Origin of the sequence: Paenibacillus sp. S-38 (assembly GCF_049942825.1) — a bacterium.
Taxonomy (GTDB): Bacteria; Bacillota; Bacilli; order Paenibacillales; family NBRC-103111; genus Paenibacillus_G.
On sequence record NZ_CP187971.1, the window covers coordinates 41,432 to 67,859 of the forward strand.

Genomic DNA, 26,428 nt, shown 5'->3' on the forward strand with positions numbered 1-26,428 from the left:
CTGCGCCATCCGGCATGGAATTAGGATTAAAGTTCCATGAAAGCTCACCGATAATAGAGTGAGAGGGAGGTGTTATCAGTGACCGTTAATGATTTAAGCTTGACTACTCAAATCTTCGGAGGCATTATCGCACTGTATTTTTTTGTTACCAGCTATAAAAGCCTTTCAAAAGGATTCTGGGTTCTGCTGTTAAGCGCTCTTACTACCTGGGGAGTTATTTATTTAGTGCAGGCAAGCGAGTATACGATATTCGCAGTGCAATTCATTACGGGATTCTCATTTTTAGCATGGTTTGTAGGATCAGTATTAGGAGAGCTACTTGGATAAATTGATAGACATTTGTACAAAAACCGATCTTTGTGAATATGTCATAATAAAAATATCATTATGACTGTATACATATTATTTAATTTGTCACCTTGGTAGTTTATCAGTGAAGCTTCTGCTTGTTTCTCTCTGCAAGCATATTGAAAAACTCTATAGCTTGTTTAAGATCGCTTTCGGTTAATGGTTCCCCGTCCCATGTAATCTCCTTGATTTCGGACAGGGCAGCCTTGTCTGCCTGACACTTGATGCAGAGCATGTCCTTTTCATCCGGCAGATCCTGGCCGCACCAGCAGATTCGTTTCATGACGCATCCCCTTCGATTGTCACCTTAATCGTCCGCAGCAGTTCAAGCACTTCTTCATACGGCACTCCATCCATATGCTGTGAAAGGATTCGTCCAACCTTCGCATCCCCAGGTACTGGATCGTGCCGGTTCCCGCTGTAGAAAAAGTACCTGTTTTCTTCTGGCCGAAAGACACCATGCGGGGCTAACAAATCATTCTTGAACCACATACGGGCCCTGTAATCGATCCGACGGCCGTCCTCTAGGTCAATCCACATATGTGGTCGGAAGAATTTCCCTGTACGAGTGTCCTCGATGCCTCCCACAACCACATAATGGCCGATTTCAGCCTCTTGCAGCAATCCACTGATGATCCGCGTCATGCCATCACATTCGAGCTCCTGGCAGCCATCTAGCATGTCTAATGCGATCCGCAGCCTGTCAGGCATAACGGTCCCCCCTAATACTTATCCATATAGTCGCGGTAGTAGCGGTACGATTTGTTCAGCTCCATGAGAAGCAGTGGAATCGAAAGGCAAATTACTGCGCCTCCGGCGATAAACTCAATAGTTCTCCCTACCGGGTAAAAGAACCACAAAACATAAAGCATAATCTCCAGACTTCCCACAGCCAGCATGATTCGGCTGATCCGTTCAATGGCTCCTGGTGGCGTCTGGGTCGTATCGAGCAGCTTAGCAATGGCCAGGGTTCGCAACATAGCCCCTAAGCATAAACAAGTCAAACCAATGGACAGCATTGGCCGGCCCACCTACCGATCTGCATATCCTTTGATCTCCTTCGCCACAATCGTATAGAGCTGCCCCTCTTCCGTCACCACGTCATAATGAGCACAAGGCAAGGTAGGGTATTCAATCGTCCTGTATACCTTCTCAACGCGGCCGATACGTTCCATTTCTGTCTCTTGCGGAGCAACGAACTTAATCACATGCCCTTCTTTCGGTTTATATGCGGTAATCGGTGGCTTTTTCATTTTACGATTCCGATTTCTGAAGCGGTACTCGTCCGAGCTTAGAAAAAGGCCGGTTTCTGGAGTAACGCCTTTCCGGATACGCTGAATGAGCATAGACAGGTCTAGCTCCAGGATCTCTGCGATTTCCTCCAGGGTTTTCTTTTCCCCGTTGAACTCATACTCATTATATCGTGAGTACTTTCCTGTCATCTCCAGCTTACGCGGAGGTGTATGTATTGCTTTCTTTAAAGGCCACCCGTAGTCTAATCGCTGCGCAAGAATACGCGGGGAAAGTCCGTACATCCGTGCAGTCTTGGCTATGTTTATCTTATTGCCTTCCTCATCATAGTGTCCGCGCTCGTCATCTTCCCATCTACGTTCGCTGTTCACCGTCTATTCCCCTCTCCGTCATGTCGTAACCGGAAGGAAGCCCTCCTGGTTATTCAGATAGTACAACTTGGAACTGGCCTGGCATGGTCCCCATACCCCTTGCAAGTTGTCAATCGAATAATTATCCATTTTGATGAGGTTTGAATCACCTGAATGATATTTTTCCAGCCACGAATCGGCCAGCTCAAAAAGCACCTGCGGACCATACTGCCTCTCAATCCTGGCCTCCAGGGAACATACACCGACTTCACCCTTCAGATAGAGCGTGGTTCGATAAATGTACGGCATCCGTTCTACGTAAACGACAACCTTTCCCTTGACCTTCTGGTAGTAATTCAGATCCAAGTTCGGGCTGAAAAACCATCCATCTTTTGGCCCAACCCAGAACATAAGTTCCCCTCTATAGTACAAAAATTAGTACCCTTGCTGCAAGGGCTTGATGCAGATGTGTCACCATTGCATCAAATGCCCTCGCCGCGCAGCCCTCTGATCACACAGCACTTCCCTATATCCCATCCCATAACTCCGCTTTTAGAGTCTCAGGGTCTTTTACGGTTAGAGCGGGTGCTTTATCATTTGCCGGGACCACAATTTCCGCAGGTGCTTCAGGCCTTTCCTTACCCCTCCCCCTCGACCGTGCCGGTGCCTTCCTCTCAGGGACTTCTTGGTTTATAACCGGCGCTGCTGCAGCTACAGCAGCCGGGACGTGTGTTAAAAGATCGGGTGTCGGTAAAGAAACGGGTAGGTGATATGTTGTTGGAAGACCTCTCTCTGCTCGATACTTAAACCCGTCATAGACAAGGTCACGTAAGAATCGGGATCGCATTCCAGAGTCCATGCTTGTGAGTAGCTGGATGAGGTGTTGGTCGTCGTATTGCCGTAGAGAAATTGTTGTGCGATAGCCCGCCATAAGTACCTTCCTCCCTCCATCTCTGATGTAGAAGAAAGAAGTCCGCCCGAAAAGGCAGGACTTCTTCTTGGTGTTTCCCTAAGCCTGCAGCTCTTGTGCTTCAACTGGTTGAGCCTTTGAAGAGGCGGGTTTGCTTTCAGTCTTAGATGTGCTTTCCTTCTTGTTCCAGGCTACGACTGCAAGATAGTACAGCCCTTCTACAACGCTAAAGCGATTCAGGAAGATGAGGTTATAGTCGGTCATGTACTCTTCGATGTACGGTTTCAGCAGCTCAGCGCCACCGCAACCCCAAAGTACGTTGTGGATCTGGCCCTTGGCGTTTACCAGGAGCTTCTCTACATCACCTACCGCACGGTTGGCATGATCGTCATACACGTCCTCTTTGATCTCCTGGAGCTGCTGCTCTGTCAGACCATTGAAGTTACCTTCTTCGAGGATAGATTGGATCTTAATGTCGGCCACCCGGGCACCCGTCTCTTGTTTGATTCTCCGGCCGATTTCACTAAACGCCTCGAACATCCCATCAAACGACTGAGTCTTATAGTCCTTTTGGGGCTTTAATGCTTTCCATGCGAAGACGTTTCTTGTACGGGCACCAATGTCTACCAGCACGTTAAAGCCGCTCGCCAACTCAGGGTTAGCGATATCACCTTGCTTGTTCAGCACTTTGCTGCAGTACGCTGCAAATGGCTGGTTCTTAATAATAACCTCTTTTACGTTGATTTCACGATCTATAACAGTGCCGTCCGCCAGCGTAACTTTAATTTTGTGCCAACCTACTACCAGATTACGCAAGAATTCATGGCGCTTCTCATCTTCATCTACTTCTACCGGCAAGCTCATGGCCAGAAGGTCGATAACATCGGTGTCCTTTGGAGCAATCAGAGCAAGGCATGTCCGGAAAATAACAATGAACCGCTTGTCCTTATGTTTGTTGTCCCCGCCAACCCAAGATCCGCGGGAGTCTTGCTCGACAGCCCCTTTGCCTACCAAGTAGGCCTTTCCGTCTGTCTCTGCTTTTATGTAACTGAGGCGGTCTTCTTGAAGCTCTTTCAATTCGCTTCTTTCTGGCTCCCTCCATGCAGTCGCATAGGATGGGAGAAGGGTAAACTCCTTACCGTCATACAGTTTCGTATCCCCATAGCCATCATCAATAGCACGAATTACTGGTGTTTTTGCCAATCTGAACAACCTCCCCATTGGTAATATATTCATCATACCTTATTAACTATCATAACTCAATATGAACTCTATCATATTCATCATACATTGTTCATACCTTTATCATAACTTTGTATGATTTATGTATGATATTATTCATATTATTCATACTTATATCTTATCTTCATCGTACATTTTTATGATAATTATCATAACAAATAGCCGGGAGAGATCCCCCGGCCTGTCGTATTTATCGCTTCCCTATGCGGAAAACTCGTTTAAACGGTCTATAATTGTATCCGATATTGTCTCGCCATATGAGATATTTACTGCATCGACTTTCACGTAATCCCCCGTCGTGAGTGCAGTATCCTTCGTGACGCCCAAATTTAGGCGCAAGGGAGCTCCCGCGTAATCCTCTGGTAAAACAAACCTCTGCTTATACAAGAATCTAGCATCATTAGTCTGTTCCAGACTCGGGAGCTGAGCAAGCACCGTAGTGCCATCCGTTACCTCTACAGACCGCTCCACACTGCCCTTAGTCTTATAAAGGACCGTCACGGTAATCGGGCAACCAGCTAAGCTCTTACGGGCATTCGGCATCGAGTAGCTGATCTTACGGTTTATCCCGTCCCCCAGGACGGTCGTATGACCGGCGTTCTCATATACCACTTTATCCTTGGTGTATCGGTGCTTGCCGTTGACCTTACCGCCATACACCATGCCGTACTGCTTGCCCGTTATCATGAGCTCGCCCCCGTGGTTAATGACGGTCATCCTCTCGGGAATTTCATCTACACAGGCGCAGGCTACCTCGGAATTATAGGCGGTAACCCTTCCCTTGATCACGCGAGCAATATCAGCCACAAAGACGTTCACCTCGCCATACGTGCTCTCCATATCGATCTGGACCATATCATAGTTCCCATCCTCCACGTAAATAAAGCGCTCCGCACAGCCGTTGTTGATTGTGTTGCCCTTGAAACTAAACTCGCAGGGAACCATTCCAGGATTGAGTCCTGGGTTCGTGCGCAGCTTGGATATGATGTACTTCGGTGTCATCTCACCCGAGTGATCGCCCGAGTATCCGCGGCTAAAGATGTTATTGTGAACGGCCGTATTGGTCTGCTCTTCCATGATCCGGATGTGTGCACGGTGAGCCTCAGTCAGCCCACTCGCCAGTGACCCATCCGATCTTAGGAGGCTTCCGCAGCGATTGAACTGATTGGCCGTGATCAGGTTATGCTTATTGTCCTCTCTGAGCTGCACGCCACTGCCCGCCACCCGATCAAAGAAGTTATGGGCGATCAGGTTTACCTCACATCCGGTGAGCGAGATCGCGTAACCCCGGTCAATCCACTCCAGACGATTGTGCAGGATGAAGTTCGCCTTGGCTTGGTGGAGATCAAAGGCAGCCGCGCTAACGAACGTACACCCCGACCACATACTGTCAATGATACGGCCAATAAACGTAACGATTATGCCGTAGTTGGTGAAATCGCAATTGATGAATTTGAAGTTATGGTATGCGCCTGTCTCATTCGCCTTAGCTTCGAGGACCACCATATTTTTAAATGCGCAGTTCAGAAAACCAAAGTATCGAGGACTACACTTCTCGATAATCTTCTTGTAACCTGTGAAGCATATGTCTCTAACCAGAGCACGACTTTCGGCTGCGATCCACCCGAAAAGAACGGAAGTGCCGTTCCCCTTGATGACCGATACGTTCCGGGCAAAGGTGTCGTTTTGGCCACTCAGCCAGTACTGTTTGTTTGAGGCCACGCCCTCGATCACAACGTCCTCCAGGCCGAATAACGGCCCTATAACGAGGAATTCGCCGACAGGGACATATACCTTCCTACCAAGGGACTTGGCCGTATCAATGGCTCTCTGGAAGGCAGAAGTGTTGTCTACCATCCCGCCCTTTACGGCCCCGCAATCTGCAACAACGTCAACGTAACTCATGGTGTCTGTCTCCTTTCACGTAAAAAAGGGGCTTTCGCCCCTTGGTGTTACTCACTTTGGCTGTTCCTTCCGGTGATTCTCGATAATACCCTTCAGGACATAGAAGAGAGCAACGCCGGTCACGGCGTACTCCGTGATCTGTCCACCCACTTCCGCAGGGATCTCGATTCCGAAGAACAGGTTCACGGCGACAAGCAAGAAGCTAACAATAGGTGCAATGACGGTTTTATTCATGTGATCCTCCTTATACTCTTGCTTCAGATTGAGGCTCTTGTTCAGGCTCCGGAACGGAATACTGACCGTCCGTGCCTGCGCTACGATGGGTGAACGACTGGACAGTTTGGATTGCGAATACCCCGCCAATGATCGTCATAACGACCCCGGTCATGCTGGAGATCAACCCCAGCAGCTCCGCTGGCATACGGCCAAGCACAGCCAAGACGAAGGCCCCGACCAAGAACGTGAGGTAGACTCCACAAAATGCGACCATGATGAAATCTTTGGCGGAAAATCCGTCATCATCATTCAAAAAGGTTTTCGTCCACTTCGGCATGACTTCAACTCCTTACGCTTCAATGCTTCTATTCAGGACGACCGTGTTCACAAAGAGTAGTTCAGACACGGTCAACTTGCGGGCAGCAGCCTTCTCTGCCCAGCCATAGTCGGTGATCAGCTTCTTTACGTAGAGTTCGTGCAGCGATTTGGCTAGCAGGGTCCATTGATCGTCTGAGAGTTTCATGTCTTCGTCCTCCTCGGGGTTGATCGGTACGGGGATGGGGATGATCGGGGGTGCAGGGGTAGGTGCTGCGGATACGATGACAGCGTGCAAGCGGGAGCGGACGGCCTTCTTGAATCTGTCCAGCTCGGCCGGATTCTTAACCCAAGGTAACGGGCAGTCTTTCCAGCCAACGACTTCCTTGTGCGTGAAGATGACTTCCGGAAATCCTTCATGCTGAATTAAATACACAACCACATCTACAGCATTCTGGAAGGTTTCCTCATGAATCGAACCGTCTGCCTCGATACACATCTCGATCCCTACAGTGCTGTTATTTGGATAGGAACCGAGTTTGGCAATGGCGTCCTTCATGTATGGCTTAGAGCTGCCGCAGTGATAGGCCCTTTCATTGAACGGAATACTTTGTACCTTGCTTATCCGGTCTACCTGAATGTGGGCACTCGCGTATTTGTCAGGAACGTTGTCGTTTGGATTCTGGTCTTTCAGACCGGTAAAGTACTTACCGATAGCAAGGGCCGATGCTCGCGGGGAAGCCGTGTAATGCATCACGATCCCTCGTTTAGCAGCCAGGAGGGTACCTGGCCGACTAAACTGGTTCTTTGGGATAAATAGCGTCTGAATAGGGATCATGCTCATGCCTCCTTCTTCTGATCAAGGCGTTTTTCCAGCTCAACAATACGGGCAGTGGCCTTCATGTAATCCATCTCTAGGTGCGTGTAACGTTCTTTCCAGCTTCGCAGTTCGTCCTCCACCTGCAGACTTCGGTCACGCCAGACTTTCATTTCCTCACGGAGGATCTTGATCTCGGATCGAAGCTCCTCACGGATCTCCTTCTGCTCCTGGGAGAGCTGCTGGCGATCACTAACCGTGAGGTCTTTCTTGTTGTTTGACTTGGTGACCATGTAGCTGAAAATTGCAGTGGCAATAGCTCCTGCGCCAGCTAACAGAGCACTAACGTCCATAGCGTTGTTCCCCCACTTTCATGTACGCCCAGCTCGAAAGAACCGCAAAAATGAAATAGCAGCCCCCGCCCGTACTCGATGGTGAGCCCATGAACAACATCGAGGAGACGAAGAGCCAGTTGGCTGTAGAGAATAACAGGCCGATCCGCCTCATCCGAAAGTGCCCAATCAACATGCCAAGTAAGATATACAGGCTAACCAAGAGCATAAAAATGCCCCAGTTCGACTCGCTCGCCAGGTTTGCCATCTTGTCATAAGCTGGGCTTGTTGCGAATGTATCGAAAGGTAGGAGCAGCATGACGCCCCAGTAGCCTGAGATCGCCGACAATGTCACCTCTACGGGTTTGAGCTTTTTCAGGAATTTGTGTACCATAGTTCCTCTCCTTACAAGCGGCTTGATACTGATAGAGTAGGCAGAAACGACACCTTTCGCACAAAAATAGAAAAGGAATCCATATTAACGGATTCCTAAATGTTCACTAATATTTTCCTAAAACACGGTCTCAGCTTCGTCCATTTCCTCGTAATTACCGGTGTCGATATTGGCTCGCAGGAACACGTCTTTGTCCTTATCCCCCTCACGATTCTTCTTCAATGCGATCTTGAAAATATCTCCTGTACGTTTGATGGAGAGCATTCGAGTTGCCTTCTGAGCCGGTGCATCCGATTCTTGAACTTGGTCTGCTTCAGGTGCAGCCCCCGCATTCTTCTTCGCATCCTTGGCTGCCTCACGGCCGGCCTGGGCCAGCAGCATCGTTGGGGTCTGCGTATTGAGGTTGATCTCTCGAATCGCTGCGGTGTTGTTCACGATCCTGATCCGTCGATCCCTCTCACCACTTGGGTCCTTGATATCGTATAGCTGGTCAATACAGAGAAATGCTGGGCGCTCCAGCTCGACTATCGCCTTGATATCGTTGGGAGTGTACGGGTTGTTACCGTTGGATTCATGCGTGAGGATTTTGAAGGAGGTGTCCTTCTTAGAGAGGTCTTTTAGGTATTCCTGGTAGAGCTCATGCTCTGCGAGCTTACCTTCTTTGAGGGCTCGATTCGAGAAATGGGCTTTCATCGTATCGAGTCGGTACGATACGGATAGTGCACTCATTTCCGTAGAGATGAAAACGACTGGATCATTGACCTTGGCGATTTGTAGAGCCTTCCAGACGTGGAATGAGAAGAACCCACCTATGAGCGATTTACCTTCATTGAGTCGCCCCACAAGCAAAATGAGGTCATCAGGGAGCCAGCCACCCGTGAGTTCGTCGAGTGATTTGATACCTGTGGGAAGGCCAGTCAGCCCCTCTTTCCCGTGATTCTCCATATACTTCTGGTAGCGATCCAGCGCATTCTTCACCCAGTCGTAGTGCTCCGTCTTGCTCGCGTAATTCTTCAGGACCTGGTCTAGCTCGTTTCTCATCTTCCACATGGCTTCGAGCTTTGATGTGCGCTCATCATTGAGGGCCAGCGCTCCCGCCGTTAACAAAGGCCGGTAGTCGATATAGGCTCGCTGTTCCCGCAGCTCCTGTACAAGGTAAGGCACAGGGTCCAAGTCCCTCATCTTCGTAAACTCGGGAAAGTGGGTCGCCGTTGTGTCGAGTGTCGGCATCCCCCCCGTATCACTAACAAATTTCTCTACCCACTCGACAATGTGAGAGGTGCCGAGAAAATACGTACTATCCAGTTGGGCTTTATACAGGAAATGCGGGTCCTTCGCCTGCAGCCAGTGGTTGATTAGCTGCACTTCTTCAATCATCTAAGCTTCCTCCGATCCTTACCGACCAGCTCCAAACCTACAGCGTCCTCGAAAAGGCGGGATACCGTACGGGACCCCAGCTTCTGGTCTTGATCCAATTCCTTTGTGGTGTAGTTTGTGGTTACGATAGTGGAGAGCCCGTCATTCACACGCGAATTGATCAGGCGAAAGGTGTGATCGCGGACGGTATCCGTCATATTGCCGGTGCCGATATCGTCGAGGAGAAGAAGAGGAACCTTACGGAGAGTGTCGAAGCGAGCTTGAACCTGGTCATCGAATTGTCCAAATTTCATATCATGGGCCAGATCCGAATAAACCACATACAAAGCTAGAGGATTCTCAAAATCAAAGACAGTCTGACATGTTTTATAGATAAATTGGTTAAGTAGGCACATAGCGGTGTAGGTCTTACCAGTCCCTGTCTTGTGGCCGTAAAAGAAGAAGTTCTTCCCTGTCGCCACCGTCGCCTCGATATCATCCAGGTAGGGCTTGACCTCATCAAAAATGTGGGAGTTGTATGGGTCCACCTGAAAGTTGTACATATTGGCGTTTCGGTACTTCTTCGGAATCTCCGCGAGATCCAGGGCCCGATCCAGCCTCAGTTTTGGACGGCACCAGGTCAGCAAAGACAGCTTCGCCTCGCCGCTGTATGCTTTACAAAAGGGCGTGGCTACACAGCCCTGACATTCTTGAAAGGGGGCGGTCATTCACTATTCCTCCTCTGATTTGCAAAGAGGAAGTCGTCTTCATCTTCGTCATAATCACGCTTGATACCCACATTCGATCCAGGGTCCTTCTTCCCACCAAACACCGGCAGCTTGCCAGTATGGAAGTACGCATCGAGGACAGACTGTGAGTGTGTCGAGCAAAAGATCGCCAAAGTTTTTGTCTGAAAAAAATCTAATTCCATAAAGGAGTCAAGGTACTGCCGAACAGTTCGCTTCTCGTTATTTCGTCCGCGCAGCAGACGACCAAACAATGCTCGATCTTTCTCTGTCGTAAGATAGGCACTTTTATATCGAAGCTCGTACATCTCGGCAAAGTAGACATAGAAATGATGACTCGTCCAGGTATCGGCATCTTCAGGGTCGTGGGCCTTTTTAGAGCCTTTGCCTCTTTTCCCTTCTGGATCGGATGCTGCAGTAACGTCAGCAGTCGATGAGGGCCCTGTAGGCTTCCTGCGCTGCACTGTAGCTGTCTCAGGAGCTTCTTGCGCTATTTGTACAATATGAGGGGGATCTTCCTTAGAAGGCCTATCTGGGGCTTCTGTAATGCCCTTCATGATTTGCTCAAACCAATTCCTGATTTCTGCAATGAAGTGCACTACAGAATCGTCTGATTGCCAAGGATCTTCATGAAACGCGAGGAATCTCTTATAGAGTTCAGAATCCTTATAAGCCTTTAGAGCTCTATAAAATTCCTCGTTGCTTCCACCGATTAGATCCTTGCGAATCTCATGAACGATCTCAGAGTGCACGATTGCAGGTACGGTTGAGAGGTCGGCGAGGTTGTAGACGAGGGGTTTCTTGACACCTTGTGTTGTTGACCAGACGAGTCCAGCATTTCTCAATTCGTTGAGATATGTGTCGAGAGTGTACTTGCTCCACCCAAGCTCGGTTCTCAACGTTGTCTGGCAGGGAGAGCAATCTCGCTTGTTTCCCCACGCATAACTGCAGAGATTGTGATAGAGTTGCTTCGCCTCTGCGGACAAGAAATAGCATCGGTTGACCTTGCTGTATGACAGCGTGTGGCCCCGATTAATGCCATGATTGTATAGATAGTCCGCCTCTCTGGCATTGAAACGAACTTCAAATTGTTCAGTGTTCAACGTGATCCTCCTCTCAGAGAATTCTCTCTTATACGTCTTATACGAGGCGAATCGCGGAATTTTTAGGCATCAAAATTTAGTTTGACAATGCTATATTTTAGGAATTATGATGATAGCCATCATTAAAAAGTGATTATGTGCACTCGCAAATTATGTGCACTAAATTACTTTGAAGATGATCTAGTACATCGCAACTTTAGTCCTGGGGAGGGTGTAAAGGGATGGAATCTGAATATTATCTGGAGGAAACTTTTCAGCTAATAAGCGATTTTAAAAGTCATTTAGTTAAAGAGAGAAATTTATCTAAACAAACATCTTATAATTATGGACTTGATTTGAAAACGTTTTTTGAGTGGGCAGATAAGCCCTACGATGAGATAGTTAGACAAACAGTAATAGATTTTATAAGAGCACTTGCAGATCGAGGTCAGGAAGTTCGTACAAGAAATCGGAGATTATCCTCAATCAAGACATTTTTTAATTATTTAATCGAAATAGACAAAGTCAGCATGAATCCGGCTGCAGAAATAAAAAATGCAAAATTAGATCAAAAATTACCTAAGCCTGTTGATTTATTTGATATCGAAATCATATTTGATACAGTTAGTAATCCAAGAGATAATCTAATATTTGAGTTAATGTACAGTTTAGGTTGTAGGCGAGAAGAACTAATAAGCATAAGAAGACGAGATATAAATTTTAGATCCAAACAAATTAGACTAATAGGCAAAGGCAATAAAGAGCGGATCGTCCCGATCCATGATGAGGCATTATCAAAAATAAAAGATTTTCTTCAAACACATAATAGCGAATGGCTTTTCCCAAGCAATCAATATAAAACAAAGCATCTTTCATGTAGAGCATTAAACAAAATAGTGAGTAAATGTGTAAAAGAGGCCGGTTTAGAGGGAAAGGGGATAACCCCACATAAATTTCGTCACTCATTCGGTACACATATGTTTGAAGGTGGGGCAGACATAAAAGCCGTGGCCGACATGATGGGACATGCGAATGTAAATACCACGCAAGTTTATACAAAAGTAAGTCATTCTCGAAATCAAAAAGAATATGCGTCCGCCCATCCACGCGCAAAAATGCAAAAGCAGCCTCATTGAGGCTGCTTTTTTATGCCCAGGCTAAGGCCCAGGCTCGGAGCACGGCGGTTCCGGTGATATTTGCTCTGATCACGAGCTGCTGGCCCGTTGTCTGTTTGCTGATATTAAGCAAGGTCTCTGGATAGATCGTCGTCCAGGTGTTACCCCCATTTCGTGAAACCTCGTAAGTGATATTGCCATCCGTAGGTACCGTTGCATCGACCGTTAAGACCACTGACACTGGCGTAAATGTAGTCGATTCAGGGAGGCTGTATACCACTCCTGAAGATACAGACCGGCCAACCGTATCATAAGTGTGCGTGCTCTTCGACTTATCAATCCCGGTCTCGTCCGAGAACACGTCAACCATCATGTTTTTCATCGAATTTCGCATTGCATTCATCTGGCTATCGATCTTAAAATTCGTTTTCATGAGGTTGATGTTAACTGTATTGATATCTGCTGACGTGACGAGGTTGTAGGAAGTGATCGAGTATCCTCGAAGATATGGGGAAAGAGAAGCTGTGAGGGGATAATGCAGAACAGCCTTTACACGCAGATCGGAACCGATGTAATCCGGGAATACCAGCTCTTTACCCGGCGTTACCTCCGCCCAGGTGCGTCCTCCGTCATTGGAAAGATAGTACATGATCGATCCACCATTGAGCTCCTGGTCCACCAATAGCATTGCCTTTGACACAGGCGTCACTGCAGGAATTGACGAGCTGATGAAGGTTCGAGTAATTTCCGAATTCGTTGTATTGTTACCCTCGATGACCGTGTAACCTCGCACCACAGGGGTTACGGAGGTATTGGGGCTCTTCAGCTCCATTCGGACCCTCACCTTATTCCCTGTCTTAGGGAAATTTGCCTGAACTCCCAAAGAGGCCGGGATATAGGTGACCCCGCCATCGTTGGACAGGAAGAAACTCACGCTTGAAGGGGTGTTCATGTTCGTAGCCCGCATGGACTTACCTGGCGGGTTGGTGGAGCCTGTTACGTTTGTATAGCTCGCGTAGAGGAGTTTTATCGCACCGTCTGCATCGCGGTACATCGCAGGCCGTTCCTTCCACTGACCGTCATACCCTGCTACTTCAGTATCCACATCCACAACAGTTCCGGTTAGCGAGATGGACACATACCGGAGTGACACCCCTGATGCCGCCCCCGACCCGACCGGATAAGCTAAACGAAGGACATTCCCATCCATGATTCCAGACGTCAATCTGCACGTGTAAGTCGGAAAACTGCTGGTCGGGCTGACTATAGAGGGAATATCGAGCATGGTATCAACCGCCCAGGTTGCTAAATTTAGCGCCCCGAACCGGAGTTGGCCGGTGGTGGTTGTACTGAAGGCTAAGATATATAGCTTACTCCCGGCCCCATCAAAGAAAGGCTTAGGCCAGACTGCAGCAGTGTAAATACTCGTCGTAGCCTTCTTTATGGTGACGTCCAAATTCCAAGCGCTGTAGTAGATCGCGTTGTTGTATGCATATATCAAAACCACCTGGCTTCGAGCTTCGTCGTAAATTAAAGTGGTCGCATAAAGCGAAGAGGCTGGCAAATTTGAACTTCCCGTAGATGAGTAGATCGTCCCATCAGGATTCAGAACTAGCAGAATATTTCGGGTAGTCGTGTCTGCTGCATAATAAAACCAGACCCTACCGTTCCTATCCACGACACCGTTAGTGATACTGAGCATGTACTGGATATTCATGCTGTTCGTATTTGTAGTTATCAGGGTGGATGGCTTATAAATCGTTCCGTCGCTATTGAGCCCCAAGTAAGCCCACGCCCCGTTGGTATTTGCATATTGTGGGAAAGCTACCCATACCCTATTATTCAAATCTACCGCCAGCCCTATGCTCCGGTTTGCATAGACGTTAACAGAGTTGAAGGCAGTTTGAACAGCTACCGATATGGTTGTCTCAAAATCAGTTGTTCCATCCCGCCGAAGCACCTTAATCCTTAGCCCTACATTATCAATCGCCGTAAAGTACCAAGTACGGTTGGAGCGATCCACAATCACGTTGGGCAGCAGATGAGACGAAGAGCTGCTGTGAATCATGTCATGCTGGCTGAAAGCCATAGAAGACGGTAGATCAATCTGAGCATCGATGGTTGCGAAATCCGTTCCGCTTGTCACCAGGTCTGTGGAAAGCGCCACACCACTCGCCATCCCGCTGGCAAGAGTCATTCTTCTCAGATTGGTATCCAGGCTCACACCTGCAGAATTGGCCGGGTCAAACTGTCCGCTCGTTGAATAATCCTCAGTGAATGAGGCGAGCTTATCCGTCCGCACATACCCGGTACCAACCGTAGCGTCGGTTAGAGCTACATCCACCAGGCCCTGCTTGATAAAGTCCTCGACAAAGTTACGGGCTATCGTCTGAGAAGCATTCTCGATGCGCGTAACCCGCCCTTCCATTGCAGGGTCCGCAGCCCCGCCTCCGCCCCCGACTTTTACGTATTGGCCGCTGGTAAACATGTAAAGCATCGGTTTTCCGCTGTTCGTGCTGTCTGCGCGTACTGCGTAAAACTTATCCTCGACCCCAATAACCGGAAGATCTGACTCCGTCTGAACCACTCCGGTGATGACGTCCTGGAGGGAAGCTTTAGCGCCACGGGCAGCAATAACATCATACAAATTCGTCAGAAATTTATTCATGGCTGCACCTCCTAGTAATTGATCTTGTAGCTGCCACTTTGATAAATCATCACCCGCAGCAGGCTCGGGCTCGGATATTCGTAATCGAATGTCATCCCTGCCACAGCACCACGCCAAGCCCCGTTAGGCTGCTGGTGAAGGACGTGGGGAACGGTCATCTTATAATCCGGCGCTTCTGTAATCTGCAATTCTGCGACATATGGTGAGCCTGGGGAAGCGTTTATATTTGAATATGAGGCCTGTCCACTACTGACTGCCTGTGTTCTCAGCACCCTGAAGACAACATGCGCATCTGCCGGAATTCCATACGACAATTCTATAGATGTTCTGCTGATTTCTATATAATCCCGCTCAGCAACATACCCGCCATCTATATATACCGCGAGCTGACTCTTACCGAGATCGTGGTCAGGAACGCTAAAGACTGTGGCATTTTCCGCCCGAGTTCCTGGGAGAGACTCGCCATAGGCCACCGCGACAAGCCCTGCTCCACCGCCTGTTGAAGGTACTCCGCCCCCTCCTCCTCCCTGACCGATCCGGGCATCGAGGTCTGCATAGGAGCCGCGGGCTTTGTCTATCTCGTCGAGGTAGGCGTCAATTTCCGCGTGAGTCCTTGTCCCCTTGTTTAGCAGTTCATTATGGTCTGTTATGTTTGAGTTATTACCTGTCCGCTTAAATCTAACGGCCAAATTCCTCACCTCCTGGTGCCTTCCCTGTAACTCGTCACACTACGTTTCCAAAAGTGACAAGACATGACTATACTCGTATATACGAACAGCACCCTAGACTTTATAGGTCGAGAATACATCAATTCCGAAATAAGCATCCCGCGGCGGATTTCCCGTTAGGTTCGCGGACGTTTCGCGGCGCACCTGTAGCCAGAAACGCTGCTCTCCACCGGCAGGTACCGCGCTGAGCGCGATCTCATCGGACAGTGGGCCCATCGTCCCTGAGGAATCCACAGCAAGACTCACCAGCCTTTGATATTGATCCGTCATCATATAGGAGATAAGCCGGAGCTTCACGTTCTCGATAATCCCTGAAGTCATGTGGTTACGAGCGATCATCTGGATATTCCGGTAGTTCAGCATACCCGTATTCATGACCCCTAGAAATTCCTCAACATTCTCACTGAGCGCCCGCTCCACGCCACTCTCGTCGATAAAATATAGGTCCACGTTGGGCTCAAATGAGTACTTGTCTCCGCCCCAGATCGTTAGGACTTCCGTTGATTCATAGAGCTGCCCATTCGCCAACTCGACCGTAAAACTTCCTTGCACTGGCTGCGGCAGCGCTGAAGCATCGATCTTCACTTCCGTCTGACCGTACCTGCAAACTTGGGAGGACAAAGTCTGTCCCGATCCATCCTTCAACGTTACCTTACAACCCGCGATCACATTGCTCACGGTGATATGTGTTGAGCTGAAAATGCGGATCTCCTCTACATCAAGCGGCGCACCAGATGTACTACCTAGGTACATGCCGATTTTCGGCACAGCCGCGTCAAACCCGGCTGTCCCTTCAATATTCCACACATTGCCGTCCCCAGACCAGTAAGCGCTGTAGACATTATGATCCCGTTTAATACGCACCCAAGGGTATGTGGCCGCCGTTCCCTCGGCTGCATCAAAATATTCTTCCATGGCCATGTAGTCGGAATCGTCCGAGTACACGATTAGACCGCCCGCTTCTCCTTCGGCCGCCGGGTTGAATGAGTTGCGCATATCGAGCACAAATTCTTTCAAATCCGTCAGCGGGGTAAAGAACAGACGGGCAGGAGTAACCCCGCTTTTTACGCGAAGCACCCCTGCCGCCTCTGTTAAGGAAATTCGGGTAGTGTCGTTGGGGGCGAGCTCCCAACGGTTATCGAGCTGAGGGTTTGAAAAGTCATCTTGGTAAATGAGCCCCCGCTGCTGCAGTGCGACAATACCCACTGTGACACCCCTTCCTTTACGTGAATAGCCAAATTTTCTTTCCAATGGAGCAGGCCTTTGGCCGATTTCTCCACATTCTAAGCAAGCACTTGATGAGCTCCTCGATACACTTGTCGCCGCCACCCTTCTCACAGTAAGGCGTGACACGCACTCGATCACAGACCCAGTTGGTCAGCTCCAGAAAATCGATATCGCAATAGTCCCATGAGAATCCGTTGCCAAGCTCGGTAAATACCCACTTGAACTCGTGCGGCCCTTTCGGTACCGAATAGCTTTTGGTGAAGAACCCACCCGGACCCGTATAGGTATCGATTAAGGTATTGTCGATGAAAAACTCCAGCTTTCCGTTAAATCGATCGGGGATGAACTTCCAGTTCTCGAAAACTTTGAAGTCGATGAGCTTGAATGTCGTTAGATACTGCTTCCCTGTCACACCACTCGTAACCCCGCGCTGCTCGGTTTCGATCTGTATCTTGTACTTAGAATAGGGAGAATGGGGGAGTTTGCTAACATTGAAGGTATGGAGACCCTCGCTTGCCAGTACGGTGTGGCTCATCTCTCGGCCAAGGTCGTCCAACACTCTGACGTGAATTTTGCTATTGTAACAGCCTCCCATCCAAATCGGCTTGTTACTGACGATCTTCAGATCGTAAATGAGGGCATAGGCAGGCGGGGGCGGCTGCTTGTCTGTCAGCACGAATGAACCCTCGTAAAGGGAGGCTGTGTCACCCGTGCAACCTACCAGGTTCTTCATGATGATTTCGTATCGTTGGGTAGAACCGGTGTTATTTTCAACAAATGCGCTGAGGAGCTGCTCTCCGGGTTCTGCGTAAGTCTCGTTCGAGAGGATGGAGTCGCCCTGCTTGATGGTGACTTGTACACCCGTGCCTGGGCAAACCTCGCGCCGGACTTCGTAGAGGCGAATGGAGTCAAGCCAGCAATATGAATCATCCGGAGGGACAGGAATTGGGTTAGTCGTTGCAGGGGGTTTATAGGGAGAACTGCCTTTGAGGTAGTAATTTCCGTCCTTATCTTTGCAGTAGGACCCCCAGGACTCGTAGAATTTTCCGTCATACACCTCGACCGTCCCGCCGCGGCCATACGTTCCTCCCTGGTAGCTCTCGCCGCGCAGCAGTGTATATACAATCTGATAGTCGGTGTTCGGTTTTAGGTCCAGGAAAGAAACATTAAAGTTACCCACCCCATTGGCTGCCGCCGAGTAGATGGAGCTGCTAACAACTTCTCCGGTAGATGACTTCACAAGCTCCACTTTCACTTGGGTCTTATCGTAAGTCGTTGTGTTGAAAACAGGCTTCTGTGCTGCGCTTATTCTTACGTCCTTAAAAGCTGCATAGTACGGATAACCTTGGGCGTCCTTATCCCCATCCGGCAAAATATCCGTGTACGCGAAGCACAGATAATACCCGCCCGCAGGTACGTTTTCCTTTATCGTAAATTCTTGGCTTCCATCCCAGCTTTCAATTTTGGATACATTTTGCCGCTTACCTACATTCTCTACATACTGGAACTTGCGATTTGTTATACCTGGTTTCTCCCCAATCGGTACTAGGTAAACGCTAAATTGCCCCCGATGGTTTCCGTCCAATCCGGCTGTATTCACTCCCCCTTTAATGCGCATACCGGTGCTATCGACCATATAGGCCAGGTACCTGAACGATATCTCCATATAGCCCTCTGTATGGAATCCATCTGTTATCCAGCCCTGTTCAAAACCGTCAGGAATGGTCCTGGAATCAAAAGCGTAATAAGAATCTGATCCATCACGGCCCTTATAGGTTCCACCTACAGAAGGAATGTAGGTCTGGAAACTTGGGGTAACACTTCCCACTGAAGGGGGCTCGGTCACGCCGATACCAGCCCGCAGTGTGAGCTTTTCATAGAAGTCGGTATTCCCGTAGCTTGGGGTCCATATATTGCGAGTGATCGTCGCGCCATCTCGTTCGATGACCTGCATTGTCTCGGAAGTGTAGAAGTGCGATCCGCCCGTCCGGAACTTGGTATTTCGAGGCGTAGTGGCGCTCCATTCTGCCTGATCGTATGGAACTGGATGGCTTGCCGAGCCCGATCCGGAACAGGATTCCCCGCTGTCAATCACCACACCACCGGTTCCATCGTCACCTGCGCTTGGAGGTAGGTAAGCAGAGCCGCCAAGGTCCCGGTACACCCAAGCATAAACGTGGCTGCCTTTGCTTACAGGTACGCGGATCTTGTTGTCCTCATCAGCTAACGTGGACTTGGCATCCGCCCACACGCGGTTTCCGTCAATGAACAACTCCAAGTTCTCGTAAGGACCAAAGCTGCCCCCGTACTCAAAATAGACGAATCCGTCATAGTCCATATCAACTCCCGCCAGCGTCATGGTATTGTGTGAACCATTTTTATTCTCCACCTTCATAACACCATCGTTTACAACCGCAGGATTGTAGTTCGGGTTAAAGCGGAGCGCTAAGTCTTCCCACTGCCAGTTCGAGCTCTTGGTGATCTTGGGGTCATGAACTCCCCCCATTTTGTTAAAATCCTCAGCAAATTTAAGAGAGGCCGTAACGTTCTCCACTGGAGGGGAGAGACGAAGCTTCTCAGATAAGGCTAGGGAGGCACCCGGCTGCAGAAATACACTGTATCGAATTTCCTGGTTATTGGTGCTGGAGTACGTACCGGCATTAGTCATACTCCAATCCCGGTTTAAACTAAAATTACTGCCGAATGGGCCGTAAACACTTTCCGTACGACGGCCGTAGGCAAAATTCCTGGATACAATTCCGCTAATGCCTTCCTCCGTGTAGGTATCTACCACAACAAAAGCTATTGTGTGGGTTCCCTTTTTAAGTGGAATCTTGGCATTATTGCTGTTGGTCCCTCTCGATTCAAATACGATCACGCCATCCACCCGCGCTTGGAGGGTTTCGGAGGGGCGCAACCGATTCTCAAAACTGAAGGTAAACCACCCATCATCCGGCAGTGTGACGGAAGTGGCGATTGACCCAGCACCTTTTGTAGGGTTATCGAGCCGCAGATTCCTGTCCCCTGCTGTCCCGCCGAGCTTCCATGCGTTCGTACCGGACCAGGTCCAGTTCCGTTCGGTCGTCCCTACTATGGTCGGAACATAATGATCAATCTCCAGCGGAGGACAAACCATTTGCACGGTACCCTGTGCATCGAGAGTACAGCCGTTGCCGACGTTGAGTTCATAGTTGATCCGAGCCATGTTTCCCTGGGTACTGGAGCTCTTCCCATCCAAGTTCCACACCTGATCATGCGTGGCCAGGACTGAGCTGCCACGTTTTCCCCGCCCCTGCTGCGAGCGGTCACGGAGATTATCTTGGAACATGAAGTAGTTTTCGCTTTCGAGGATTGGCTGTGCCACGCCCATGCGGTATGCAAAGGAGACGTTACCGTCGCACTCGTTATCGAGATGGTATACGAATGTCCGCTGGCGAGCATCGTCCATCACGACACCGTTGAAATGCGTCCGGACAACACTCTGGCTCGAATAGGTGATCCAATCAAACCCTGGTACGTCGTATGCTTCACTCCCCATAGTGTCATAGTCCGGAGGCGTTTCCCCGCCTAAAGACTTGATGACCTCGATACATTTGATATCCTTCACGTAAACGGCATTCTTACCGAATCGCTCCTCGGTTTGCTTACGTACGAACCAGTCAAATTTGTAGGTCTGACCGGGCGACACGTTGAAGCGAACTTCCTGCCAACCGGTGCCCCGACTCCACTCGCCGCCCACCTGGTTGTTATTGATAAAGAAATTCAGGCCATTTCCAGGAGCTGCTCCCGACCAGTACTTGAAAGAGATATAGCCGTTACGCTTAAAGCGCCAGTTAAAGGTGATCTTTGAAGAGTTGGAGGGAAGCAGGCGATCGAGGGTCAGCTTCATGATATTCTCACTGCCCTGCAACTCATCGGCGGCCGTGCCGTGTACCAGCTCCCACTCCTGATCCTCTACCGAGGAGACGTACCGGAACATACCTGGGAAGTCGTCGGACTTCGGCAGGCTGGCCATATCAAAAAGAGTCCGCTCGACGTCTTTTCCGTCAAAGTGATTGAAATATGATGCGTTGAAAGGAAAGTAGTACGGGGCAGGGCAAAGCGGCAGGGAGATGTTATGGGAAAGCTCAGGGTCTTGCGCTTCTTCGAGGATACGGCGGATGCAGTCCTGAATCATGAGCAGGGCCCGCTGGTAGTCGCTGCGGTTCGGGTCTACCTGCTGCTTGACCCACCACTCCAGACGGCGGTACATATTCCAAAGCGCTTCCCTGCAACGAATCGACGCATACCACGATTTATCCCGCAGGTACTGCTCGATCATCTGGTCAATAACTGTTTCCAATGCATCGAGCTTAATCGTCTGCCAGCGGCCGATCTTCCCTGTCCCCGGGTCACCGAGGATCGGGTCGGCATACCCCTCCTCCCGGTTCTCCCCTCGTGGACGGTTTGGGCTGCCCGGGCTGTCCGGATGGTTCGGGTTCTCGCGGCCCTGTACGAGTGATGCGTTCATCCGACCGAAGACGACGTTCCCTTGCGATTTTGTGAATATGCCGAAAGTTGATTTCATAATCCACCTCTAGTCCGTAAAGTCATACTGCAGCCGTCCATTAACGGAAAGCCTAATCCGATTACCAACCACTGACACCCTAAGCTGATACCACTTTCCCAGCTCCCAGGTGAATGGATTCATTGGGGCACCCATCTGCTGCGTGTCTCCACCAACAACCCTGTATAGCTGCATTGGTTTGCTCTGCCTCAGGTTCCCTTCCATGTCCCCGCCATGCACCATGAACATGTAATAATTCGCCGGGTCGGTGTAGCGGAATATGATCCCTGCCCCGTCGTCATCCGTACTGTCATAAACCTTGAAGCTAACCTCAAAAAGGTAATCCTCATGCGAGAAATCGTTTCGGTAGTAGCCGGTCACCCCTTGGTTCTCAGCATCACAGTAAAACTCGCCCAGGTCCCGGTCTCGATGCCATAGACTGACCTCCTCACTGTCGAAACGAATCCAGTCATCCTGCCCCATCTCCAGGGAGGTGCGCTCGTCTGTCCAGGGGAAGTAGTCGTTGAATGGGTCGTCCGGATCGTACTCCTCGGGCACTCCGAAGCCGCCTTCCCAATATTCAGGGTCCATACCTGCATCAAGCACTTCCGAATCGTTGGTATAGTCGTAAATGAGGCCCTGCCCCATCTCATCGATCTTATCGAGGAATGCCTGCCGGAGCTGCTCCGCCCCGGTTAAGGGTGGTTCGGTCATCAAGTGGCCGCTGTGGTCCCTGCGATTGCTTGCTGAAAGCAGGTAATCTGTGACCACTGCCTCCGCCAGCTCACGGTCACCAAGTAGATTTTCGAGGATCTGTGCTGCGTCATCTCTCTTCTGGGCTATGACCTCGGAGTATATTTCTGCCGGATTCATTACAGGACTGGCAAACTCGTGCCCACCATCTAGGAATGCGGGCGCGTCTATATCTCTGGTTGCCCAGTCATACTCTTCCACCCAGGTACCCTCGTGCGAGGACGGCCGGTCGGCCTCTGTATGGTCTCCCTCGATATAGGCGCTTCGATCAATGCCCTTGAAAGCCATGATGCTTTCAAAGAGTTCACCTGCCTTCTCCGGGTTTGTTGCGAACATGGCTTCTCCGATGATGGCCTGCTCCACTGCCAGTTTGGCGAATTGATCAAAGTCCTCTTCGGGGATCATCCCGTCGCGGATGCCTGCCTGGCCAAGGAAGTAGATATCGGCGATAGAGGAGGCCCGGGCCTCAGTCTGCCCGAAGATATACTCTGAGGACAGCTCGGCGATCCGTTCTCTTACGAACCCTTCCAGGCTGTCACCCATTGCTGCAGCGTGTTCTTCTGACCGGCTGCCGAGGGGTTGCTGCAGCGAATCCAAAACCCCGCCGTCCTGCAGTCGATCTGAAAGTGTTTCTTCAGGGAGAAACGAAGCGTCCGGCTCGAAGTAACCCAGCGGATTTTCGACGTGAAACTCGGTTGGCCGGAATACCTCTTGGGCCAATGCCTCCTCACCGACCACCGCGGATTTTCCTGGCTGCTCCGCTAAAATTCCCTGCGGCAGATCGGCCGGCCGCATGACGTCGCTGCCCTCTATGCCGAAGGTCAGGATCGATGGACTCGCCTTCTGATAACCCAAGATGCCACTGGAGATAAGACCCTGCAGACGAATCTTTGCACCGGCTAGGAATTCCTCAATGTGACCCGGGTGGGCCTCCTCCTGACCGACAATAAAGGCAAGGTTTTCGAGGACGCTTGGCGATAAGTTATCCCGAACGCCGACCAGGACCTCATCCATAAGCTCTGCAGGAAACTCCTTATGCCCGAAGATCACATCCAGGAAGGTTGCCGGGTACTCCCTCAGCGCGTTGCTAAGAATCATATCCTCAATGAAGGTTCCTTCCCCTGCTGATTGGCGGATACCACCCACCAATTCCTCGAACGGCCTCCCCTCCCGGATATTATTCAGGTGCGAGACAAGAGCGTCGTGCAGTTCGGAGCTATATGCAGCGCCTTCCCCCGCAAAAGGAATCTCATCGAGAACCGACTCCTTTTCCTTCATGCGCGAGGACACTACGGTATCCAGGTGGGTCGGTCGTTCATGCTTTCGCTGCGCCTCCCGGACATAGTCCAGGTACATTTCCTTATCAGCTTTCTGCCCTTGGTAATGATTCCGCGGCAGATACAGTCCTCTTTGAGCGGTAGATGCCTGGTTCATTTCTTTCGGGATATGCAGGCTGCCGCTATGATCTCTGGTTCCTTCGGGAGCGGCCTTTAGAACGTCGAGCTCTTTACCGTTGGGGCGACTGCCCTCGGTATGCTCCCGCATGATCCAGGCCCCGGACTCTTTATCACGGTCGGCGAGCCCGTAGTTTTTATCGATAAACAGATCCCATTCCGCGCTGCGTCTGCCCAGCATATGCTCTCGGTGCAGGATCACCGGCCGCGCCCCAGGAGGTGTTACAAGCTTGGGTCCCTGCGCCATCTGACGTAGAATGTAGAGCCTCGACGATTGGTATTCTCTTTGACCGTACAGCATATCGTGCCGGTGAATATACCGATCCTTATACTTAGTGGAACGTAGCTGATCCAGGTGAAGGTGCATACTGCGATCCACACGCTTCTCTGCTTCCGTGATTTTGAAGAGCAGCGCCGGGTACTGCTTTGCTGCAATTTTTGCCCGAATCATCTCTTGATGAATGTGCATCGGCCGGTCAAGCCGCTTTTGCGACTGCAGAACTTGATGAATCCACGATCTCCGGCCCCAGGCCCGTTCAGCCCATAGCAGAGTCCGCTCGATATGCAGAGCAGTGTTATTGCCTTTTTCCCCCTGTAGCACGCCACGGAGTATCTGCATACGCAGAACACGTTCCGGGATATACCCCCCAACCCACTCCCTCTCAATATGCAGAGGGTTCAGGTGGATAGAGCGTTCTCCCCGGGATTGCTCCCGGAGAATGGCTGCCTGAAAGCTGGCGTCCTCTCGTCGAGCTGCAGCTTCTTCTCTCATCACAGTCAGGCCCTTTTCAGTAGGCCGCTTGGCTTGAAAGCTCTCTCGTGCGACGGTCATTTCGTTGCTGCTGATCCGCCGCGCCGGTTGCGCTCGGTCAATGTAGAGTTCTTGATCCTTGATCCGGTAAGCCAGGTCACTGAACTTCAGCTTCGCCAGGTCCCGGGTCACATTCTTAGAAAGGTGCACCTCGCGGAAGATGCGGGTGTCTTGCTCTATAGGTCGTTCGCCCTCGGTCATCTGATCTTCAATAAACCCACCCGCCCGTGTCCGGGCTGCCTCCACCCCTTCATCAAGAGCCTCACCGGCTCGTTCTGACGGACGGCTGCCTCCCTGCAGATCAAACGCCGTTTGGCCTTCGCGCTGCTCTGGAGTGGCCGCGGACTGGGATTCAATGTGGATGCCTCCGCGCTGGTCCGGATTTGCTAAGATGACGATACCTACATCCGCAGCCAGATCCTGCCTAACCGACTCGGCCAGCGCCTCGCTTAGCTCGGCGGGCATCTCCTTTTGGGAGGCGACTAAATATTCCAGCATGAGTAGGCTCGGGTATTTGGAGTAAGGGATATATACGAGGCGGTAGCTGCTCGATGACGGAGCCAGCATAGCAACCTTCAGGAAGTATCCGGTTCGGGAAACATGAAAATCGATGAGTTTGAAATTATACTGACTGCTTGCCATCTTGCACCTCCACCGAAGAAAAGGGGAACTTCGCGGATTCGGAAGTTCCCCCTCTTTGTCTTATACGACTCGAACAGGCAATGATTTAGTAACGAACCTCTTTCAGTACCGCGATCCCCATCTTGATGTTGGCGGAACGGTTCATGAAGTTTTGTTCGGTATTGTGGTCGAAGTACCGGTAAACCTCCTGCTTCCATGTCTTGCCCGCCGTACCTGCAGGAATATCCACGATCAGTTCGTCCAGGTGGAGGATGTTGTTCTTGGATACGGCAATGCAGAAATCAAGCTGACCGCGGTACCCGTCGTACGGGTGAACGACGTAGATCGGGGACAGGTGATATTTGCGCGTCCAGGAGCTGGCGTTAAAGCCTTGCGGTTCGAGCTTCAGACCTGTGTCACCCAGCTTCGTATCAACAAAAGCATTCCCTGGTGCTGGAGCCTGTGTGATGAAGGAAGGGTAGTGGCGCTGGTACTTAATGCCCGACTTGGTCTTTGCCATCTGCAATGTGTTATTACCGAAGGAGGTATACTGTCCAAAGTCGAAGCCTGTGACCGGAGCCGTTGGCTCGGCGGTTACGCTGCCTGCAGTAATCATGATGTTGCCTTCCACGTCATCCTCGTTGTAGGAGAATGGCTTCAGGGCTCCTACATACAGGAACGATTTGCGGTAGTCGTCAAAGTGCACCGCGGGATCGCCCACGACCACCATAGCCAGGCGGTTGTTCATGATATTCATGTACAGGTAGACCGGCTTGGTAATCGTACGGTCTGTCGGCTTTCCGCCCACGAGGAATGCTTCGTCGGCCCATTCAAAAATTACCGGGTGGCCTTCGCTCGCATAGGTGCTGTTTGTGGAGTTATAGCCTTCTTTGACTTCCACCTTTAGGGAGCTGTGTTCTGCTGGCGTTGTGAAGCCGTTGTGTGTGAATTTCACGTGAAAGCTCTTGGTGGCTCCTGTAGAGCCGATCTTCGTTACGCCGCCGAGCGTGAGCTCCTTGATCTTACCCGAAGCTGTATCCAAGACTTCCTTCACAACAGTCCAGGTGTTGGCCTCAGGCGTCTCACCGGCTGCAGCATTATGCGGATAGTTGGTAGTAGCTGTGATCTCGTTTTTGATGGTGTCGAGAAGCTCCTGGGAAGTCGTGATCTTCTCTACATACTGAAAATTTGCCATGGGGGATGATCCTCCTTAGATGTGGGGTTGGTACGGGGAAATCGGA

23 protein-coding genes are annotated in these 26,428 nt (G+C 50.4%); 2 read left to right on the top strand and 21 right to left on the bottom strand.

The window, feature by feature from the left end:
• The first annotated feature begins 78 nt into the window (after positions 1 to 78).
• Entirely contained in the window at positions 79 to 327 is a 249-nt protein-coding gene (locus tag ACP26L_RS36215) for a hypothetical protein (RefSeq protein WP_426455459.1), read from the top strand.
• 103 nt (positions 328 to 430) lie between these two features.
• On the opposite strand, the gene ACP26L_RS36220 is transcribed toward ACP26L_RS36215, so the two are convergent.
• The 15 genes from ACP26L_RS36220 to ACP26L_RS36290 all read right to left on the bottom strand — a co-directional run bounded on the left by ACP26L_RS36220 (position 431) and on the right by ACP26L_RS36290 (position 11,285).
• The gene (locus ACP26L_RS36220) at positions 431 to 631 is read right to left on the bottom strand and encodes a hypothetical protein (protein WP_426455460.1); all 201 of its coding nucleotides are present in this window, start codon (positions 629 to 631) and stop codon (positions 431 to 433) included.
• A complete protein-coding gene (locus ACP26L_RS36225; RefSeq protein WP_426455462.1) occupies positions 628 to 1,059 on the bottom strand; it encodes a hypothetical protein in 432 nt (143 codons plus the stop codon). The genes ACP26L_RS36220 and ACP26L_RS36225 overlap by 4 nt, the downstream gene beginning before the upstream one ends.
• A gap of 11 nt (positions 1,060 to 1,070) precedes the next feature.
• Positions 1,071 to 1,367, bottom strand: a complete 297-nt coding sequence (locus tag ACP26L_RS36230; RefSeq protein WP_426455463.1) for a hypothetical protein — start codon at positions 1,365 to 1,367, stop codon at positions 1,071 to 1,073.
• A 12-nt stretch (positions 1,368 to 1,379) separates the two neighbouring features.
• Positions 1,380 to 1,970 carry a hypothetical protein gene (locus ACP26L_RS36235; protein WP_426455465.1) on the bottom strand — a complete coding sequence of 197 codons (591 nt, stop codon included), beginning with the start codon at positions 1,968 to 1,970 and terminating at the stop codon, positions 1,380 to 1,382.
• Between the two features lie 18 nt (positions 1,971 to 1,988).
• Positions 1,989 to 2,315 (bottom strand): hypothetical protein, encoded by a 327-nt coding sequence (locus tag ACP26L_RS36240; protein WP_426455466.1) that lies wholly within the window; start codon positions 2,313 to 2,315, stop codon positions 1,989 to 1,991.
• Positions 2,316 to 2,958: 643 nt separating this feature from the next.
• The gene (locus tag ACP26L_RS36245) at positions 2,959 to 4,062 is read right to left on the bottom strand and encodes a hypothetical protein (protein ID WP_426455468.1); all 1,104 of its coding nucleotides are present in this window, start codon (positions 4,060 to 4,062) and stop codon (positions 2,959 to 2,961) included.
• A 240-nt stretch (positions 4,063 to 4,302) separates the two neighbouring features.
• Complete coding sequence (locus ACP26L_RS36250; RefSeq protein WP_426455470.1) at positions 4,303 to 6,006, bottom strand: glycosyl hydrolase family 28-related protein; 1,704 nt, start codon at positions 6,004 to 6,006, stop codon at positions 4,303 to 4,305.
• A 51-nt stretch (positions 6,007 to 6,057) separates the two neighbouring features.
• The gene (locus ACP26L_RS36255; RefSeq protein ID WP_426455471.1) at positions 6,058 to 6,240 is read right to left on the bottom strand and encodes a hypothetical protein; all 183 of its coding nucleotides are present in this window, start codon (positions 6,238 to 6,240) and stop codon (positions 6,058 to 6,060) included.
• A 10-nt stretch (positions 6,241 to 6,250) separates the two neighbouring features.
• Positions 6,251 to 6,559, bottom strand: coding sequence for a hypothetical protein (locus tag ACP26L_RS36260; RefSeq protein WP_426455472.1), 309 nt, complete (start codon positions 6,557 to 6,559; stop codon positions 6,251 to 6,253).
• A gap of 12 nt (positions 6,560 to 6,571) precedes the next feature.
• A complete protein-coding gene (locus ACP26L_RS36265; RefSeq protein WP_426455473.1) occupies positions 6,572 to 7,375 on the bottom strand; it encodes a peptidoglycan recognition protein family protein in 804 nt (267 codons plus the stop codon).
• A gap of 2 nt (positions 7,376 to 7,377) precedes the next feature.
• On the bottom strand, positions 7,378 to 7,707 hold the full coding sequence (locus ACP26L_RS36270; protein WP_426455475.1) for a hypothetical protein: 330 nt from the start codon (positions 7,705 to 7,707) through the stop codon (positions 7,378 to 7,380).
• Positions 7,697 to 8,080: a hypothetical protein gene (locus ACP26L_RS36275; RefSeq protein WP_426455477.1), complete on the bottom strand. Its 384-nt coding sequence runs from the start codon at positions 8,078 to 8,080 to the stop codon at positions 7,697 to 7,699. Before ACP26L_RS36275 ends, ACP26L_RS36270 begins: the two co-directional genes overlap by 11 nt.
• Positions 8,081 to 8,197: 117 nt before the next feature.
• Entirely contained in the window at positions 8,198 to 9,457 is a 1,260-nt protein-coding gene (locus tag ACP26L_RS36280) for a DnaB-like helicase C-terminal domain-containing protein (protein WP_426455478.1), read from the bottom strand.
• Positions 9,454 to 10,164, bottom strand: a complete 711-nt coding sequence (locus tag ACP26L_RS36285; RefSeq protein WP_426455479.1) for an ATP-binding protein — start codon at positions 10,162 to 10,164, stop codon at positions 9,454 to 9,456. The genes ACP26L_RS36280 and ACP26L_RS36285 overlap by 4 nt, the downstream gene beginning before the upstream one ends.
• Positions 10,161 to 11,285, bottom strand: a complete 1,125-nt coding sequence (locus tag ACP26L_RS36290; RefSeq protein WP_426455481.1) for a helix-turn-helix domain-containing protein — start codon at positions 11,283 to 11,285, stop codon at positions 10,161 to 10,163. Before ACP26L_RS36290 ends, ACP26L_RS36285 begins: the two co-directional genes overlap by 4 nt.
• A 221-nt stretch (positions 11,286 to 11,506) precedes the next feature.
• Here ACP26L_RS36290 and ACP26L_RS36295 point away from each other — a divergent pair, with 221 nt between their 5' ends.
• Positions 11,507 to 12,400 (top strand): tyrosine-type recombinase/integrase, encoded by an 894-nt coding sequence (locus tag ACP26L_RS36295; protein WP_426455482.1) that lies wholly within the window; start codon positions 11,507 to 11,509, stop codon positions 12,398 to 12,400.
• Positions 12,401 to 12,410: 10 nt separating this feature from the next.
• On the opposite strand, the gene ACP26L_RS36300 is transcribed toward ACP26L_RS36295, so the two are convergent.
• The 6 genes from ACP26L_RS36300 to ACP26L_RS36325 form a co-directional block, all read right to left on the bottom strand.
• The gene (locus ACP26L_RS36300) at positions 12,411 to 15,047 is read right to left on the bottom strand and encodes a hypothetical protein (RefSeq protein WP_426455484.1); all 2,637 of its coding nucleotides are present in this window, start codon (positions 15,045 to 15,047) and stop codon (positions 12,411 to 12,413) included.
• Positions 15,048 to 15,058: 11 nt separating this feature from the next.
• The gene (locus ACP26L_RS36305) at positions 15,059 to 15,736 is read right to left on the bottom strand and encodes a hypothetical protein (RefSeq protein WP_426455486.1); all 678 of its coding nucleotides are present in this window, start codon (positions 15,734 to 15,736) and stop codon (positions 15,059 to 15,061) included.
• A 93-nt stretch (positions 15,737 to 15,829) separates the two neighbouring features.
• On the bottom strand, positions 15,830 to 16,981 hold the full coding sequence (locus ACP26L_RS36310; RefSeq protein ID WP_426455487.1) for a hypothetical protein: 1,152 nt from the start codon (positions 16,979 to 16,981) through the stop codon (positions 15,830 to 15,832).
• Between the two features lie 16 nt (positions 16,982 to 16,997).
• A complete protein-coding gene (locus tag ACP26L_RS36315; RefSeq protein WP_426455489.1) occupies positions 16,998 to 21,512 on the bottom strand; it encodes a hypothetical protein in 4,515 nt (1,504 codons plus the stop codon).
• 66 nt (positions 21,513 to 21,578) lie between these two features.
• Positions 21,579 to 25,208: a family 16 glycoside hydrolase gene (locus ACP26L_RS36320; RefSeq protein ID WP_426455272.1), complete on the bottom strand. Its 3,630-nt coding sequence runs from the start codon at positions 25,206 to 25,208 to the stop codon at positions 21,579 to 21,581.
• Positions 25,209 to 25,293: 85 nt separating this feature from the next.
• Positions 25,294 to 26,382 carry a hypothetical protein gene (locus ACP26L_RS36325; RefSeq protein WP_426455274.1) on the bottom strand — a complete coding sequence of 363 codons (1,089 nt, stop codon included), beginning with the start codon at positions 26,380 to 26,382 and terminating at the stop codon, positions 25,294 to 25,296.
• Positions 26,383 to 26,428: the final 46 nt, after the last annotated feature.

Excerpts from the sequence above, each read along its gene's own strand:
- ACP26L_RS36220 (WP_426455460.1), bottom strand. The coding sequence starts at position 631 with ATGAAACGAATCTGCTGGTGCGGCCAGGATCTGCCGGATGAAAAGGAC.
- ACP26L_RS36225 (WP_426455462.1), bottom strand. The coding sequence starts at position 1,059 with ATGCCTGACAGGCTGCGGATCGCATTAGACATGCTAGATGGCTGCCAG.
- ACP26L_RS36230 (WP_426455463.1), bottom strand. The coding sequence starts at position 1,367 with ATGCTGTCCATTGGTTTGACTTGTTTATGCTTAGGGGCTATGTTGCGA.
- ACP26L_RS36250 (WP_426455470.1), bottom strand. The coding sequence starts at position 6,006 with ATGAGTTACGTTGACGTTGTTGCAGATTGCGGGGCCGTAAAGGGCGGG.
- ACP26L_RS36255 (WP_426455471.1), bottom strand. The coding sequence starts at position 6,240 with ATGAATAAAACCGTCATTGCACCTATTGTTAGCTTCTTGCTTGTCGCC.
- ACP26L_RS36260 (WP_426455472.1), bottom strand. The coding sequence starts at position 6,559 with ATGCCGAAGTGGACGAAAACCTTTTTGAATGATGATGACGGATTTTCC.
- ACP26L_RS36265 (WP_426455473.1), bottom strand. The coding sequence starts at position 7,375 with ATGATCCCTATTCAGACGCTATTTATCCCAAAGAACCAGTTTAGTCGG.
- ACP26L_RS36270 (WP_426455475.1), bottom strand. The coding sequence starts at position 7,707 with ATGGACGTTAGTGCTCTGTTAGCTGGCGCAGGAGCTATTGCCACTGCA.
- ACP26L_RS36275 (WP_426455477.1), bottom strand. The coding sequence starts at position 8,080 with ATGGTACACAAATTCCTGAAAAAGCTCAAACCCGTAGAGGTGACATTG.
- ACP26L_RS36280 (WP_426455478.1), bottom strand. The coding sequence starts at position 9,457 with ATGATTGAAGAAGTGCAGCTAATCAACCACTGGCTGCAGGCGAAGGAC.
- ACP26L_RS36285 (WP_426455479.1), bottom strand. The coding sequence starts at position 10,164 with ATGACCGCCCCCTTTCAAGAATGTCAGGGCTGTGTAGCCACGCCCTTT.
- ACP26L_RS36295 (WP_426455482.1), top strand. The coding sequence starts at position 11,507 with ATGGAATCTGAATATTATCTGGAGGAAACTTTTCAGCTAATAAGCGAT.
- ACP26L_RS36300 (WP_426455484.1), bottom strand. The coding sequence starts at position 15,047 with ATGAATAAATTTCTGACGAATTTGTATGATGTTATTGCTGCCCGTGGC.
- ACP26L_RS36315 (WP_426455489.1), bottom strand. The coding sequence starts at position 21,512 with ATGAACGCATCACTCGTACAGGGCCGCGAGAACCCGAACCATCCGGAC.
- ACP26L_RS36320 (WP_426455272.1), bottom strand. The coding sequence starts at position 25,208 with ATGGCAAGCAGTCAGTATAATTTCAAACTCATCGATTTTCATGTTTCC.
- ACP26L_RS36325 (WP_426455274.1), bottom strand. The coding sequence starts at position 26,382 with ATGGCAAATTTTCAGTATGTAGAGAAGATCACGACTTCCCAGGAGCTT.